The organism is Clostridium sp. UMB9555A (genome assembly GCF_030222355.1).
In the GTDB taxonomy this organism is placed as follows: Bacteria; Bacillota; Clostridia; order Clostridiales; family Clostridiaceae; genus Sarcina; species Sarcina perfringens.
This window is the reverse complement of sequence record NZ_JASORQ010000002.1, coordinates 615,854-632,192: the sequence shown is the minus strand read 5'-3', so window position 1 is coordinate 632,192 and position 16,339 is coordinate 615,854. Positions and strand designations below refer to the sequence as shown.

Genomic DNA, 16,339 nt, shown 5'->3' with positions numbered 1-16,339 from the left:
AATGGCAGATGCAGATTCAGTAGGGAAAATTGGTCTTGATTTAGAGATACAAGATGGTGATATAGGAAAACAAATAGAAAAGATGGCTAGTGCTATAGGTAGTCAAATAAGTAAGTCGCTAGAAGGAATAACAGGAAAATTTGATTTTAATTCAATAACAAAAGGAATTTCTGAATCTTTAAATAAAGGAATGAATAATATTGATGAAACTATAAAATCTAGTGTTGAGAAAAGTAAAGCTAATATTCTTAAGACAATAGAAGAAATAAAATCAAAAGCTTTAGATGCTATAAGAAGTATAATAGCTAAATCTAAAGAAATAAAAATTCCTATTCAGTTTTCTCCAGTTAGTAATATTGCAATGCCTAGTAGCAAGGTAGCAACGCAACCAATAAGTAGAAGAGGATCACCAAAAAGTAATGTTGGAGATTTAGAATCTATAAAATCTAAGATTGAAAATCTTTCTAATAGTTTAGAGATAACTAATAGATCAATAGAGCAGCAACAAGAAAAATTATCAGGATTGAAGGCTGCTTATAATTCTACGTTTAATCAAGCTAGAAAAAACAAATTACAGGAGCAAATATTAAAAACAGAAGCTGTTATAAATAAACTTATAGCTAAATCTGATGCAACAGGGTTTAAATTAGCTGATTTAGATAGGCAGTTTGAGAAATTAGGTAATTCAGCTAAGAATTCTACTTTAGGATTAAATGAAGCAAGTAATAGTATGAAGAGGCTTGAAAATACTACAAGTAGAACAAATAGAAATTTAAGAAATGCTAATAACTCTACTAGACGATATAGAGAAAATATGAATGGTGCTAGAAGTGCAACAGGGATGTTTATTGATAGTATGTTTAGGTGGGGAATAGTATTCCCTTTAGTAATGAAGGGGATAAATACTGTTGCTAGTTATATAGGAAGTGCTTTAATGACTAATGCTCAGTTTGCAAACAGTTTAGCACAAATTAGAACTAATCTTATGGTTGCATTTATGCCAATCTATCAAGCAGTTCTACCAGCACTTAATGCTCTTATGAGTGCATTAGCAACAGTAACCGCATATATTGCAGCTTTTATAAGTGCTATATTTGGTAAAACATATCAAGCTAGTTTTGGTTCTGCTAAAAGTATGAATGCTTCTATAGCTTCAATGAAGAATATGGAAAAGCAAGGTAAAAAAACATCTGGAGCAGTAGATAAAATAGGAGATTCGGCAGAAAAGACAAAAAAGAAAATACAAAGGTCCTTAGCTGGATTTGATGAAATAAATAAATTAAGTATTCCAGATGATTCTGATAAAGCTCCAAAGGCTCCAAAAGGAGGAGGCGGTGGTGGAGGAATAGATCCGATACCAATGGTTGCTCCAGATATAGATTTAAGTCCAACAAGTGTAGCAATGCAAAAAATAAATGCTATGGTAGAAAAGCTAAAAGACATTATATCTAAAATATTTCAACCTTTTAAAAATGCATGGGCAAGAGAAGGAGCTGCAACAATTGCAAGTATTAAATATGCATTACATGGAGTTTGGGAGCTTATAAAAGCTATAGGTATTAGTTTTTTAGAAGTATGGACTAATGGAACGGGAGAAAAAATACTTGTAGTTATTCTACAAATTTTACAAAACATATTTAATATAGTTGGAGATATAGCAATTACATTTGCAGATGCTTGGAATGCTGGAGGAATAGGAACAGCTATAGTTCAATCTTTAGCAAATGCTCTTTTAAATGCACTTACATTAATTAAGCATATGGGAGATTCTTTAAGGCAAGTTTGGGGAGAAATTGGTCCTGGATTAGCAACTACATTCATGCAAATATTAAATGCAACATCAGGAGTATTAGAAAATTTAACTCAAAAATTAATTTATGTTTGGGATAATGGAGGTAGTCATTTATTCCAGGGATTTATAAGGCTAGGTGCAAAAATATTTGAATTAGCTGGGTATATTTATACTAATTTTGTTGCTCCTATGGTTAATTGGTTTGTAAACATGATAGCTCCAGTTCTAGCTAAATTAGCAGATATATTAGGAATTGTTTTAGATGCGTTTAGCAAATTAATAAATTGGTTAATGGGTAGTGGAAAGCCAGTATTAGATACAATTATTATTGTTTTAGGAAGTCTTGGTGCTTCTATACTAATAGTTAAAGGAGCATTAACTTTATGGACAATAGCTCAAACAATTTGGACAACTGTAGCAAAAATAAGTACTACAGCAACAACATTACTAGGTGGAGCAATAGCATTTTTAACAAGTCCAATAGGAATTGCAATAGTTGCTATAACAGCAATAATAGCTATTGGAGTAGCTTTATATAAAAATTGGGACTTTGTAAAAGCTAAAGCTATAGAAATATGGGGAAAAATAAAAGACATATTTAATAGCTTTAAAGAATGGTTAAGGAATGTTTTCAAAACAGATTGGTCAAATTGTTTTGGAGTATTAGGGAATCTATTAAATCTTTTCTTAAAAAATGTAGATAATGTTTTTCAATCTATCAAAAAAATATTTGGTGGAATAATAGACTTTGTAACCGGAGTATTTACTGGAAACTGGAGCAGAGCTTGGCATGGTGTTGTAGATGTTTTCAAAGGTATAATGAGTGGATTAGGTTCTGTAATTAAAGCGCCTCTAAACTCCGTTATTGGGCTAATTAATATGGCTATAGATGGTTTAAACAAAATTAGTTTTACTACTCCAGATTGGATCCCTGGTATTGGTGGTAAGCACTTTGGAGTTAACATAGCTAAAATGCCTTATTTGGCTAAAGGAGGTATAGTAGATAAACCAACACAAGCCGTAATAGGAGAGGCTGGAACAGAGGCAGTAGTACCACTAGAAAATAATACTGGTGGATTAAATTTACTTGCTATTAAACTTTCAGAAAGAATTAATAATATGTTATTACTTTCTAATAATGCATTAAAACAACCTGATTTAACAATGTTAGGTCAAAATATTAATAGTAATGAAAAGAAGAGTATTAATGATCCAGAGTTCATAGAAAAAATAAAAGAAGTTATAATAGAAGCTATTTTAGAAGCGATGAAGAATAAAAAAGATAATAGCTATAATAATTCAGGACCTCAAGAGAGTGGTGATTTAATATTAAGAATAAAAGATACTGATTTAGGTAGAATTGCAATAGAAGCTATAAATAAAGTGAATAGACAAGCTGGAGAGCAATTATTAAATCTTTAGGAGGTGGCAACTATAGGAATTAATATAAATGGAGTAGCAGTTGCTTCTCCAAAGAGTTTTAAGGTTAACATAATGGATTTAGATGGAGAAAATACAGGAAGAAATTTATTAGGTATAATGCTTAGAGATAGGATAAGAGTTACTAGAAAACTTGAGTGTGAATGGGGGCCTTTAACATCTAATGAGATTAAAACAATATTACAATCAGTAAGTGGAACAGAGTTTCCAGTTACTTATCCTGATCCAATGGAAGGAGTTACAACTAAAAATTTTTATGTAGGAGATAGAAGTACACCAGCTGTTGATTTTAATAAGAATGTATGGCAAGGTCTGTCTATGAATTTAATAGAAATATAAATAAAAGAAAGAAGGAATTGAAATGTCAGAAGAAAATATAAAAGTAACAAGCACAATAACAGAATCTACTAACTTAAATGGAACAGTAAATATAGAAAAGGATGGAATGAAGCAAACAGTATTAACAATGAGTTGTAGTTTAACTCAAAATACTATCGCAAATATTCAAACATATCCTACTAATATGGAGTTGTTCTTAGCAAATTCTCAATTAGTTCAAGCTGAGGTTCAAAAATTTAGAACAAAGGCTACGGAAGTTGGCAAAAGCTTAAATTGTTTTATACTTTAGTTTATAAGAGCTTACAAAATGTAGGCTCTTTTTTAATAAAATTTTTAAAAAAAGAGGTGTTCAAAATGGTTAAAATGACAAATAAAGAAATATTAGAAAAAGTTAATGTATTAGGAGAAATAAGTTCAAGAAAGTTACCAGTTAAAGTTTCTTATGCTATAGGCAAGAATATATCTAAAGTTGAAAGAGAATTAAAACACTATAATAAAGAAAGGCAAAAATTAATAGAAGAATATTGTTTAAAAGAAGATGATGGAACTCTAAAAATAACAGAGGGAAATTATGATATTGATCCAGAAAGATTAGAGTATTTTAATAAAGAAATTAATGAATTAAAAGAAATTGAAGTTGAAATGGATATACATAAATTTAATATTGAATTATTAAATGGTTATGAAATGAGTCCAGGAGAGTTAATGTGTATTGACTTTATGATAGAGGAATAATATAAATATTAATCTTTAAGAAAGGGGGTTAGTATTTGTTTAAAGTATCAGAAGCATTTAATAAAGAAATAAATAAGTTACAAGGAAGAAAATTTAATGCTAAGGTTATTATAAGAGATAAAGAATATAGTGGAAATCAAATATATGAAATGAATTTAGAGGAATCAGTTAATCCTAGTGATAGTTTTTCTATAGGATCAATTTGTTCTAACAGTTTCGATATAAAACTAATTAATACAGGAGATATATTTGATAATGCTATTGTAAAACCATATGTAGGATTGTATATAGGAGATGATATAGAATATATCCCTTTAGGTGTATTTACTGTAATTAAGACTAGTGTAAAAGGAAAGTTTATAAATCTTGAGTGTGTAGATAATATGCTAGGATTAGAAAAAGTATATTTTTCAGATTTATCTTATCCAGCAGATATAAACGATATTACTAAAGAAATATGTAAAAAGGCAGGCGTTAATTTAGCCAGTAAATTACCTAATTATAGAGTTAATAAAATAGAGGGATATTCATTAAGGGAAGCTATAGGATTTATAGCTTCCCTTTGTGGTTCATTTGCTAGATTTAATAGGATAGGTGACTTAGAAGTTAGAGATTATGAGGTAGTAAAGCAGGAAATGACACCTCATAATTTATTTAAATTAGATATTGAAGCTAATGAGTGTATTATAAAAAAAGTAATAGCAAAAAAAGGTGAAGAAGAATTAAGTACTGGTACAGATGATGGAAATAAAATTGTATTCAATAATCCAATAATAACTAAAGAAATTTTAAGTGATATATATACTAAATATAATGGGTTTAAATATATACCATATACAGCTAAGTGGAAAGGTAACCCAGCTATAATGGCTGGAGATATATTAAATTTAACTGATTTAAATGGGAATAAATATAATGCTTTAATAATGGAGCAAAAGTTTACCTATAAGAATGGTATTTCATCAGAAGTAAAGGCTAAAGGAAAAACTAGACAAGATTCTAGCTTTGATAATAAAGGATCAGTTGCTCAATCAATGGAGAGATATTCTATTGAACAAGCAAATATAAAAAAGGCTTTAATAGATAAGGCTAGTATAAATGATTTAACAGCTGTTGATGCTAAAATACAGAGGTTATATACAGAGGATTTAACAGCTATAAGAGCAGATATAGTTACTTTAAATTCTCAAAAAGCTAATATTATCGAATTAAATTCTGTAAGAGCAGATTTACAACAAGCTATAATTGGTAAAGCTAATATAACAGATTTAAACTCAGCAGTTGGAAAAATAAATGTATTAGAATCTAAAACAGCTAGTATAGAAAATGCACTTAATAAAAATCTTACAGCAGAAAATATAGCGACAGGAGCAATAACAGCTGGTTCGGGAATAATAGCAGAGGGAGCTATAGGAGATGCAGAAATAAGTTCTTTATCTGTAAATAAGTTAAAAGTTGGAGATATAACAACTAGCAAACATAGAATTGTTAGTGCAGATGGAACCATAGAAATTGTAGGAAATCAAATTCTTATTAATAGAAATAATGTTAATAGAGTTATATTAGGAGAGTATAGGAAAATAGATAGTACTACAGATTATGGACTACTTATCAGAGGTAAAGATGGTAAAACCATAATGCTTGATTCAGACGGAGTTCATAATGCAGGGATAACTAATGGAGCTATAGATAATAATAAAGTAGCTGACAACGCTAATATAAGTGGTAATAAGCTAGATATAAATAGTGTTATTAGAGAAGTAAACAATAATGGTACTGAAACTATTAAGGGTACTAAGGTTACTGTAGGTGATAGAACTTTAGATGTAGAATTATCTACACAAAATAATACTATTACAGAGCATAGCAAAGAACTATCTAGTCAAAAAGCTTCCTTAACCGCTTTAGATAATGCATTAAAGTTTAAAGTAGATTCACAAACTTTTACTCAGAGTACAACTACTATAAATAATAATATTAATAGAGCTAAGGAAGAAGCTATAAATAGTTCTAATTCTCATGCTGATAGTAAAGCTAATGAAGCTCTTAATAATGCTAAAGCTTTTGTTAATTCAGAAATTACTAATGTTAATACTCATTTGAATAAAAACACTAGCGAGATAAATATTCTAAAAGATCAGATAGAAAGTAAAGTATCTCAATCAGATATAGATAAATCTATTCAAAATATTGAGTTTGGTGGAAGAAATCTATTTTTAAAAAGTAAAGGTCCATTTAAAAGCTCTAATGAATATGTAGGAATTTCAATAACTTCTGTTGTAGAAAAATATTTAAATAAAAAAATTACAATATCAGCAGATGTAAAAGCTAATAAAGTTGGGAAAATTAGATTTTATTCTCTTGGTGGATATTCTGTAGGATTTTGGGTTGAGAGAGATGTAACTACAGAATGGACAAGAATAAAAGCTACTGGAAAGTTTACACTTAATGATGAAAAACAAAAGTGGTGTGATTTAAGTTTTTATGGTACTTATGGAAGTGGACTATTTACTGAAGTTAGAAATGTAAAAATAGAATTAGGAGAATTGGCTAGTGATTATACAGAGGCTCCAGAAGACGCTGACAAGCTAATTATAGACAATATAAAAACAGTAACAGATAAAATATCTACAGTAGAAAGTAAACTTACACAAGAAAATAATAGTATAAAAGCTAGTGTTCAAGATTTAAATTCTACAACTCAAAGTATTACAACTAATGTAAGTAATATAAATAGAGATTTAATAAGTAAAATAAATTCTAATTTAGCTGTAGCTAAAAGTTTTGCTACAGATATAGCTATAGTAAAAGCTAATCTTGCAAGAGAACAAGCTATAGCTTCAGCTGATGGCAAGATTACAGAAGAAGAAAGAAAGAGAATACAACAAGCACAGGAAAATCTTGATACGGCTATAGCAAGAGCAGATAAAGCTAAACAAGATGCAATTAATGCAGCAAGTACAGATGCAACTAATAAAGCTAATAATGCTTTAAATAGTGCTAAAGCTTTTGTTAATGCAGAAATAACAACAGTTAATAATAAAGTGCATAACGTAGAAAGTAATATTGATATATTAAAAAATAAAATTGCTTTTAAAGTTGAACAATCAGACATAGATAAAACAAAAACAGAGTTAATTAATAAGATAAATGTTGTAGATAATTTAGCTAATAACGCTAAAGATTTAGCTAGTGCCATGAGCTTAGGTAAAATGTTATTTAGTGATCCGACATTTAAAAATAGTTCTAACAATATTAAAACTTACAATAACAATGGAAATGGAACAGTAACAACTTCAAGAATTTCTAAAATAAATGGATGTCCAACTGATTCACAATATTGTATAGAAGTAAAAACTGTTGGAAGTGCAAGTCCTAACCATGGTGGATTTTATTTTGGAAATATGACTAGAGCAAATGCAATATTTGTAACGAAAATTATTGCTAAAATTCCAGTTGGATTAAGAATAGGGTGGTATTCAAATTCAACAGGGAATAATGGGAGTTCTAAATGGTTAACATCAGTAAATGGAACAGGTAAGTGGGAAGAGTATATACATTTATTAAAATGTGGTGATACAGGAAGTTTTTCTAGTACCAGTTTCTTTGCATTAGATGGAGGGGGAACTCCAACATCTAGCAATCCAATAATTTGGCATATAGCTTATGCAACTGTTTTTGATATAACTGAAAATGATGAATCAGTTAATGTATTAAAAACTGAAATGTCAACAGCTAAGAATAAGGTGGCAATAATAGAAACTAATTTAGACAGTATAACTCAAAGAATAAGTTCTACTGAAAGTAAAACACATTCTATAGAAACTACATTAGGTGGAAAAGCATCTAAACAAGAAGTTGCAGAAGTTAATAATAGAGTTGCAACTATAAAAGCCAGTTTAGATGGAATTACACAGAGAGTAAGTGCTACAGAAAGTAAAACACAAACTTTAGAAATTAACATTAATGGTAAGGCTAGTAAGGAAGAAATAGTCAGTATTAACAGTAAAGTAGCAAGTATAGAAACAAGTTTAAGTGGTATAACTAATCGAGTTTCTTCTACTGAAAGTAAGACAAGTTCTTTAGAATTTAGTATTAACAGTACAAATTCAGAACTTAACATTTTAAAAAATAGTATAAGTACTAAATTAGAAAAAATAGATAGTCATATTAAGTATGGTAGTACAAATTTATTAATTAATACAGAATTCTTAAATAACTTTTACAACTGGAATAAGAATCAATATGTTGGACTTGATAAGTACCAGGAGAAAGATTATGTAGGAGTTATGATCCAAAATAATAGAATTGGTACAGAAGGAACCTTTTGGCAAAGAGCTACATTGAAAACAGAAGTAACATATACATTAAGTTTTGAAGAATATACAGATGATATAAGTCGTTGGTGGGTAGGAATTTACTATAAACTAAATGGAGCAACTAAATATATAACTTTATTTGATTCTTCAGTAAATAAACATAGCTGGCAAAAAAGAGTATTTCAATTTAAACTACCTTCAGGAGCTACAGAAACAGATGTAAGTTTTTATAATTATGGTGGTTCAGTAGGAAGAGTTTGGGTTTGTAATCTACAATTAGAAGAAGGGGAATTTGCAACACCTTATAAATCTAATCCTTTAGATTTTTCTAAATTTAGCTCAGCAATAACTCAAACAGTAGAAGGAATAAATACAGAAGTTTCTAAAAAGGTTAATGGAAGAGATATAATATCAACTATTAATCAAAGTGCCGAATCTGTGAAAATCAATGCTAGTAGAATAAATTTACAAGGTTATGTTACAGTTGGAGATTTAGGAAGTACTAATGTTACTACTATAAATAATGCACACATAACTTCAGGAACAATAGAAGGTAGAACTATGATAGCTCTTAATGGAACTGGTAAGCAAAATGGTGTTCTTACAGTAAACAATGGAGAATCATACCTAGAATATTTTAGGTGTAGAGAAGCGTGGATGATGTCGCCATATGCTAACGGGTGGAGAGTTCCTTTATTACACTCAAAGTATGGGATTAAAGACAATGAATCTTCTTCTGATATGATAGATGAAATTGCATTTTATAGAGGAACTGATGGAAGAAATTATCTACAAATAACAAATACAAAAACAGGTCGTGTAGAGTATATAGAATTGTATCGAAGTGCTTTTGATACAGTAACTATACTTAATAGACTAGATAGAATAGATGCGAAATTAGCAGGGTTATAGAGAACAGAAAGGACAAAAGAATGGAAAATATATTTAATTATTTAAAGATAGGTATTGTAACAATAGGAACTTTATTTACATGGCTATTAGGAGCATGGGACACCCCTTTAGTTATACTTATAGTCTTAATGGCTTTAGATTATATTACTGGCATTACTAAAGGCTATGTTAATAAAGATTTAAGCAGCAATATAGGACTTAAAGGAATAGCAAGAAAGGGAGTTATTTTCACTATTCTTATAGTAGCTGTAATGTTAGACAGACTTTTAAATACAGGAAATTGGATATTTAGAACTTTGGTATGCTATTTTTACATAGCCAATGAAGGCATAAGCATTATAGAAAATGCAAGTGAATTAGGTGTACCAGTACCAAGTAAATTAAAAAATGCATTAATACAACTTAAAGAAGATAAAGAGGATCATAAGAAATTATGATTCTTTTTTTATAAATAAAATTAAGAAAGAAGGAATTAAAATGTTAAAAACAATTTTAAAATTAGTAATTAAAGTATTAGAAGGTAAATTACAAAAAAGTGGGTTAGAAGAAAAGATAATAAAAAATAAACAGTATATAGATGTAGCAAAGCAAGTGTGGAATGTAGTTGAAGAAAACTTTCGTATCACAGAATCAGTAGAAAAGAAATTAAGTTCTAAAGCTTATGAATTTGACAAAATGATGATGGATAAGTTTCCAGAGTTATCACCAACAGATGTAAAAGAATTAAGACAAAGTATTGCTGGAGAAGTTAATAAAGGGAAAGAGGCTGTTTTAGAAAATTTAGAGATATTAAAGAAGTTACAAGAAGAAAACGAAGAGCTTAAGTCTAAGAATATTGATTTAGAAAGTAAACTAGCTGCAATATCAAACTATGTGCCAGTGGAAAACAAATAGTTTATTAAGGTAATAGATAGGACTAGAGATAGTCTTTTTTTATTGGATTTAATTATAGAAATTTAAAAGAAAGAAGGAATTAATAATGCAAAGTAGAAACAATAATAATTTAAAAGGAATTGATGTATCAAACTGGAAAGGAAATATAAATTTTAAAAGTGTAAAAAATGATGGTGTAGAAGTAGTTTATATTAAAGCTACAGAAGGTAATTACTTTAAGGATAAATATGCTAAACAAAATTATGAGGGAGCGAAAGAGCAAGGATTAAGTGTAGGATTTTATCATTTCTTTAGAGCTAATAAAGGAGCCAAGGATCAAGCAATTTTTTTCGTGAATTATTTAAATGAAATAGGAGCAATTAATTATGATTGTAAATTAGCTTTAGATATAGAAACTACTGAAGGTGTAGGAGCAAGAGATTTAACTTCTATGTGTATAGAATTCTTAGAAGAGGTAAAAAGACTTACTGGAAAAGAAGTTGTTGTATATACATATACAAGCTTTGCAAATAACAATTTAGATAGTAGACTAGGTAATTATCCAGTTTGGATTGCACATTATGGAGTATCTACTCCTGGAGCTAATAATATTTGGTCAAGCTGGGTTGGATTCCAATATTCAGAGAATGGAAGTGTAGCTGGTGTAAGTGGTGGATGTGATATGAATGAGTTCACTAATGGAATATTCATTGATTCAAATAATTTTACTTTAGACAATGCTACTACTAAAAATGTAAGTATTAAATTAAATATAAGAGCTAAAGGAACTACTAATTCTAAAGTAATTGGCTCAATATCAGCTGGCGAAACATTTAAAATAAAATGGGTTGATGAAGATTATCTTGGTTGGTATTACGTTGAGTATAATGGAATAGTTGGCTATGTAAATGCAGATTATGTAGAAAAGCTACAAATGGCTACTACTCATAATGTAAGTACTTTTTTAAATGTAAGAGAAGAAGGATCATTAAATTCTAGAATAGTAGATAAGATAAATGCAGGTGATATTTTTAGAATAGATTGGGTGGATTCCGATTTTATAGGTTGGTATAGAGTAACAACTAAAAATGGTAAAGTAGGCTTTGTTAATGCTGAATTTGTTAAGAAACTTTAATAAAAATTGAATGTTATTTTTATTTTATGTTAATAAATAAAAATTTTATTGATAAAATAAATATAAAGTCTATATAATTAAGGCATACTCTACTTTAACTATTAGATAATTAAGAGGAGAGATAGGCATATAAATATATACGCCTATCTCTTCTCTTTTTAGTTTAAATAAGTATAAAAGCGTAAGTGATTTTAAACACCTTTATCAACGCTTTAATCATTTAACTATAACCCAATTATTAATATACTCAAATTTATAAATTATATTCATGAAAAATAATAACTTTATCCATTAACAAAAATGTTATATAATGTTAATGAATAATTCGAAGAGGTGTTTAATATGGGATTTCTTGATAGTTTAAACAATAAAAATAAACTTGGAAAATATTCACTAGAATCAGATAAAGTTGAAATAATAAAAATTAAAGAAGTATTAAAAGAGCAAGAAGAATGTTTGTGGTTTATTTCATCTTCTGTTTTTAATAGAATATGGATTGTTTCTGTAACAAATATGAGATTAATTTTAGTTAGAAAAAAACTAAATAAAGAATTGGAAATAAAGAGTTTTTTTATTGATGAAATAAATGAAATTGATGTTCAAAAAGGATCATTACTTAGTAAATTAGTATTAAAAATGAATAATGCTAATATAGAATTTAGTAATGTAGAAAATTTATATTTGGATAAATTTTTAGAACTATTAAATACACAGATAAATTCTAGACCTAAAGAGTTATCTAAAAGACAAGCTGAAAAGCAATATGAAAAAGAAAGATTAGAACAGTTAAAAAGAGATAAAATTCCTTATTGTCCTAAATGTCATAGTACATCATTAACATATCAAAATAAGAAGTTAAGTATTGGTAGAGCTGTTACTGGTGGAGTATTATTAGGAGGCGTAGGAGCTGTAGTAGGCGGATTAAGTAGTAAAAAAGGTTATGTCAAGTGCTTAAATTGTGGTCATAAGTGGAAGTTATAAAATATTATATTGTGGGAAGTATTAAGATGAAAAAAAGTTAAATTTATATTAATTGTTTGTGTAGTTTTATTTTTAATATTCTGACTAGATGATGCTATTAGAGGTTTTAAAGATGGATTTATGAGTGGAAATCCATTTTAAGATAATATAAATATATATGGAGATTTAAATGAAAGAAAAAACTATTGATGAAATTCATGAAGAGCATATGAATGATAAGAATGGAAGAGATACAATAAATGATTTATATAAAAAAGTGTATTTAAAGTATATAAGTTTAATAGAAAATTATGAGTTAGATATAAGAGAAGAAATGGTGTTTGTTGAGTCAAAATTAAATAAGTATAACAATGAACTTCTTAATTATTATATGAATTTTTTTGCGAGTATATTATCTGGTGTGTGTGTTGCAATAATTACAGTATTTATAACTAGCAATGATATAAAAAAGCTAATCTTTGGATTTATATTACTATTTTTATTTGTATATTTAATAATTATGAAGAATTCAAAATGTGATATCAAGGAAATTTCTAATGAAAAAAAATACTATTCAATATGTTTGTTAGTTTTAAATGATTTAGAAGAAGAGTTACTTTAAAATGGTATGTTTAATTACATACTATTTTTTATATTTACATGCGAACATATGTTCTGTATAATTGTAGTAAAGCTAGATGAAAAGAGGTTTTATTATGGTTAAAAATACTATGCTTAAACCACCAATAGTAAGAATGGGGGGAAAGTCACGATTAAGAAAAACAATAATAGACATGCTACCAGAACATACTTGTTACGTGGAGCTTTTCTTTGGAGCAGGTTGGGTTTACTTTGGTAAGGAACCTTCTAAAGTAGAAGTTGTAAATGATGTTGATAAAGAGCTTATAAACCTATTTAAAATGATTAAATATCATGGTCCAGAAGTTGAAAGAATGTTAGAATATGAGTTTTCTGGTAGAGATGTTTTTGAAGAATATAAAAATTGTACTGTTGAAAGATTAACTGAGATTCAAAGAGCTGTTAGATTTCTATATATGATAACTTTAAGTTTTGCAGGTAAAAGTGGTAATTATGGTTATGGAACAACTAGAAAGCCAGCACAACAAATATTTACATTAGAAACATTAAAAGATATTAGAAAAAGATTATCTAATACATATGTTGAGAATTTGTCATTTGAAAAAGTAATAGATAAATATGATAGGGAGTATAGTCTTTTCTTTATAGATCCACCTTATTTTGAAACTACAGGATATCAAGCTAAATTTGGAGAAGAAGAACACTTATTATTATTAGAGAAATTAAAAGAATTAAAAGGTAAATTTATATTAACAATAAATGATCATCCAAGAGTAAGAGAATGGTACAAAGACTTTAATATTAAAGAAACAGAAGTATTGTATTCAGTTTCAAGAGAAGCTCAGGCAAGAAAAAAGAATAAAGAATTGATAATAAGTAATTTCTAAAAAATATATTTTATGGGAACTTGTCCATTTTTTTAAAATATAATAAAATAAAAAAGAACCTGTTCGCAACTGAGGTTCTTTTTTAAAATAAAGTCTAAAGATGTTATGATTTATTATAACATATTTCTTTAGAAATAAATAGGAAGTATGGTGAAGTTTTAAAGATGGATAAAGAAAAAACAAATGTAAAGAAAAAGACTTATGCATATAATATTAATGCAGAGAGAGACTTATTAGAAATTTTTACACTTGTAAAAGAAAAAATTAATAATAACTATACCAATTTAGATGAAAGAAATTTAATTTTTACAGATGGAAAGAATGGTTTAAAATATTTTTTAGATGTAAAAAATATAGAGGAATATGAAAAAATTAATGATAATAATAAGATACATATATGCAAATGTATTTTATATAAGTTGAGAAGTGATGATTTCCCATATTTATTTGATATACTAACTGGTCAAAAAACAGAGATTAATTCTAATAATTCAGATACAATTATGGAACAAACACATTTTATTATGATTCCAGAATTAAAGGTTATTATAAGTGAATACAATCACTTTGGAGCACAACCAACCAAAATACCAGCAGTTATTCAAAAAGTTTTAGGAGAAGCATATGTAAATAAATTAGAGGTTAAGCACATGTTAAACACTGAAACAGCTTATAGATTAAGAAATTTAAAAGATGTAGAAACTATTTCTATAAAGTGTGGACATCAAGGACTTAAAACAGTCAATCATTATTTTAATGTCAATTTTTTAGATGTAATGGAAAAAGGGTTTAGGAATACAGAAGATTTAGAATTTAAGTTTACTATAAGCGGTAAGGGCAGAGGAGCAAATAAAAAAAGTATTGAATTAGAAGATGAGAGCAAATTCAAAAGATTTTGTAATTTACTTTTTAATTCTAAAAATAAAAAAAACTTAGATATACATAGTGCTAAAATTAATGAGCGTAGAACAAAAGGAAAATTAGAAATTAAAGAACTTCCTATAGACTTATTTTCCGATTATTTTGTTGAAGAGGTAACAGCAGTAAGACTATCTAAAAAAAGTAAGTATATTGATTCAGATGATATGTTTAAGAAACTTTTAGAATTATATAATGAAAATAAATTTGAGTTTAGTGATTATGGTAAGATTAAATTGGAATAGTAGATTAAATACTATTAATTGATAGGAGTGATATTATGAAAGAATTGTTTAGAAATTTAAAATTATCACTTTATTCTAAGAAGGGTTATAAAATATGGGGATATAGTATTTTCTTTATTCTATTAATATTATTTATTATATTTAATAATAAAGTAAATATAGAAGTATTAAATAAATTAGTGTCAAGTGATATGTTTAATATTTCTGGTGTATTGGCAGGATTCATTTTTACAGGGTTAGGAATGATTATTACCTCAAATTCTAAAATGATAACTGAATTAAAAGAGACCGGTAATTTATGTGTAATAAAAAATTATTATGGTGGAACTATATTTTGCTTTATATTAACAATATTGTTATATTTATTCAAAACTATATTTAGTACTTTTGTTTCAAATACTTTTTTTATCAAGATATATTTATTTATAACTATTGAAACATTTATTCTAGCATTAATATTTTTTACAATATCATTAAAAATATTAAGTGCAATAATAAATGATTAGTAGAGATCATAGTAGTTATTTTATTTATAATGAAAAGTTTTTATTTTTTAATATAAATAGTATATTATAATACAAAAAGCATAATTGAGAAAAATAAAGGACTAGGATTTCTCCTAGTCTTTTATTTCGTCAAAAAAACGTCAAAAATTAATTTCTTTTTCTTTCGATATATTTATAGTTATTTAAGTTTATAATAGTGTTCAAAGTTAGTATTTATGGGATTTCTAACATCAATATCTATTTTATTCTAATATAGAAAACTTACAAATATGTAATATAAGTGTAATCTAATTAAATATGAGATTTTTACTTAAGAATATATAATTAAGTCAAGGGTTGAGAGAAAACAAATTAAGATATACAAAAGGAGAGAATAGATTATGAAAAAAGCAATGGATTTAGTAAGAATATTAGTTAAGGTAACATTTTTAGGATATAACGAAAAGGAAGATTTAAGATAATATAAAAAGTGTACAAGCTAATAAAATAGTTGAAACTTAAGAAAAGAAATAAAAACTTAAAATTAAAGAATTAAAAGGAGAGATAACATTATGAAAAAGGCCATGGATTTAGTGAGAGTATTAGTTAAAGTAACATTTTTAGGATATGATGAAAAAGAGGACTTAAAATAATAAAGACAGATGGACAATATAAATAGGATTAGAAAAGAGAATTATT

General features: G+C 27.3%; 13 protein-coding genes. All 13 read left to right on the top strand.

The window, feature by feature from the left end:
- Position 1 precedes the first annotated feature (1 nt).
- Complete coding sequence (locus tag QP548_RS08140) at positions 2-3,214, top strand: hypothetical protein (protein ID WP_061427022.1); 3,213 nt, start codon at positions 2-4, stop codon at positions 3,212-3,214.
- A gap of 3 nt (positions 3,215-3,217) precedes the next feature.
- Positions 3,218-3,571 carry a DUF6711 family protein gene (locus tag QP548_RS08135; RefSeq protein WP_061427024.1) on the top strand — a complete coding sequence of 118 codons (354 nt, stop codon included), beginning with the start codon at positions 3,218-3,220 and terminating at the stop codon, positions 3,569-3,571.
- 22 nt (positions 3,572-3,593) lie between these two features.
- Positions 3,594-3,860: a hypothetical protein gene (locus QP548_RS08130; RefSeq protein ID WP_003460286.1), complete on the top strand. Its 267-nt coding sequence runs from the start codon at positions 3,594-3,596 to the stop codon at positions 3,858-3,860.
- Between the two features lie 65 nt (positions 3,861-3,925).
- Entirely contained in the window at positions 3,926-4,306 is a 381-nt protein-coding gene (locus QP548_RS08125) for a DUF1617 family protein (protein ID WP_061427026.1), read from the top strand.
- Between the two features lie 35 nt (positions 4,307-4,341).
- Positions 4,342-9,537, top strand: coding sequence for a hypothetical protein (locus QP548_RS08120; protein ID WP_061427028.1), 5,196 nt, complete (start codon positions 4,342-4,344; stop codon positions 9,535-9,537).
- 20 nt (positions 9,538-9,557) lie between these two features.
- The gene (locus QP548_RS08115) at positions 9,558-9,974 is read left to right on the top strand and encodes a phage holin family protein (protein ID WP_061427030.1); all 417 of its coding nucleotides are present in this window, start codon (positions 9,558-9,560) and stop codon (positions 9,972-9,974) included.
- 40 nt (positions 9,975-10,014) lie between these two features.
- Entirely contained in the window at positions 10,015-10,431 is a 417-nt protein-coding gene (locus QP548_RS08110; RefSeq protein WP_061427032.1) for a hypothetical protein, read from the top strand.
- 85 nt (positions 10,432-10,516) lie between these two features.
- Positions 10,517-11,545, top strand: coding sequence for a GH25 family lysozyme (locus QP548_RS08105; RefSeq protein ID WP_061427034.1), 1,029 nt, complete (start codon positions 10,517-10,519; stop codon positions 11,543-11,545).
- A 342-nt stretch (positions 11,546-11,887) separates the two neighbouring features.
- Entirely contained in the window at positions 11,888-12,526 is a 639-nt protein-coding gene (locus QP548_RS08100; RefSeq protein ID WP_061427036.1) for a PH domain-containing protein, read from the top strand.
- Between the two features lie 169 nt (positions 12,527-12,695).
- Positions 12,696-13,127, top strand: a complete 432-nt coding sequence (locus QP548_RS08095) for a hypothetical protein (RefSeq protein WP_061427038.1) — start codon at positions 12,696-12,698, stop codon at positions 13,125-13,127.
- Positions 13,128-13,236: 109 nt separating this feature from the next.
- Entirely contained in the window at positions 13,237-13,992 is a 756-nt protein-coding gene (locus QP548_RS08090) for a DNA adenine methylase (RefSeq protein WP_061429423.1), read from the top strand.
- A gap of 164 nt (positions 13,993-14,156) precedes the next feature.
- On the top strand, positions 14,157-15,155 hold the full coding sequence (locus QP548_RS08085; RefSeq protein ID WP_061427040.1) for a hypothetical protein: 999 nt from the start codon (positions 14,157-14,159) through the stop codon (positions 15,153-15,155).
- Between the two features lie 35 nt (positions 15,156-15,190).
- On the top strand, positions 15,191-15,661 hold the full coding sequence (locus QP548_RS08080; protein ID WP_061427042.1) for a hypothetical protein: 471 nt from the start codon (positions 15,191-15,193) through the stop codon (positions 15,659-15,661).
- Positions 15,662-16,339 lie beyond the last annotated feature (678 nt).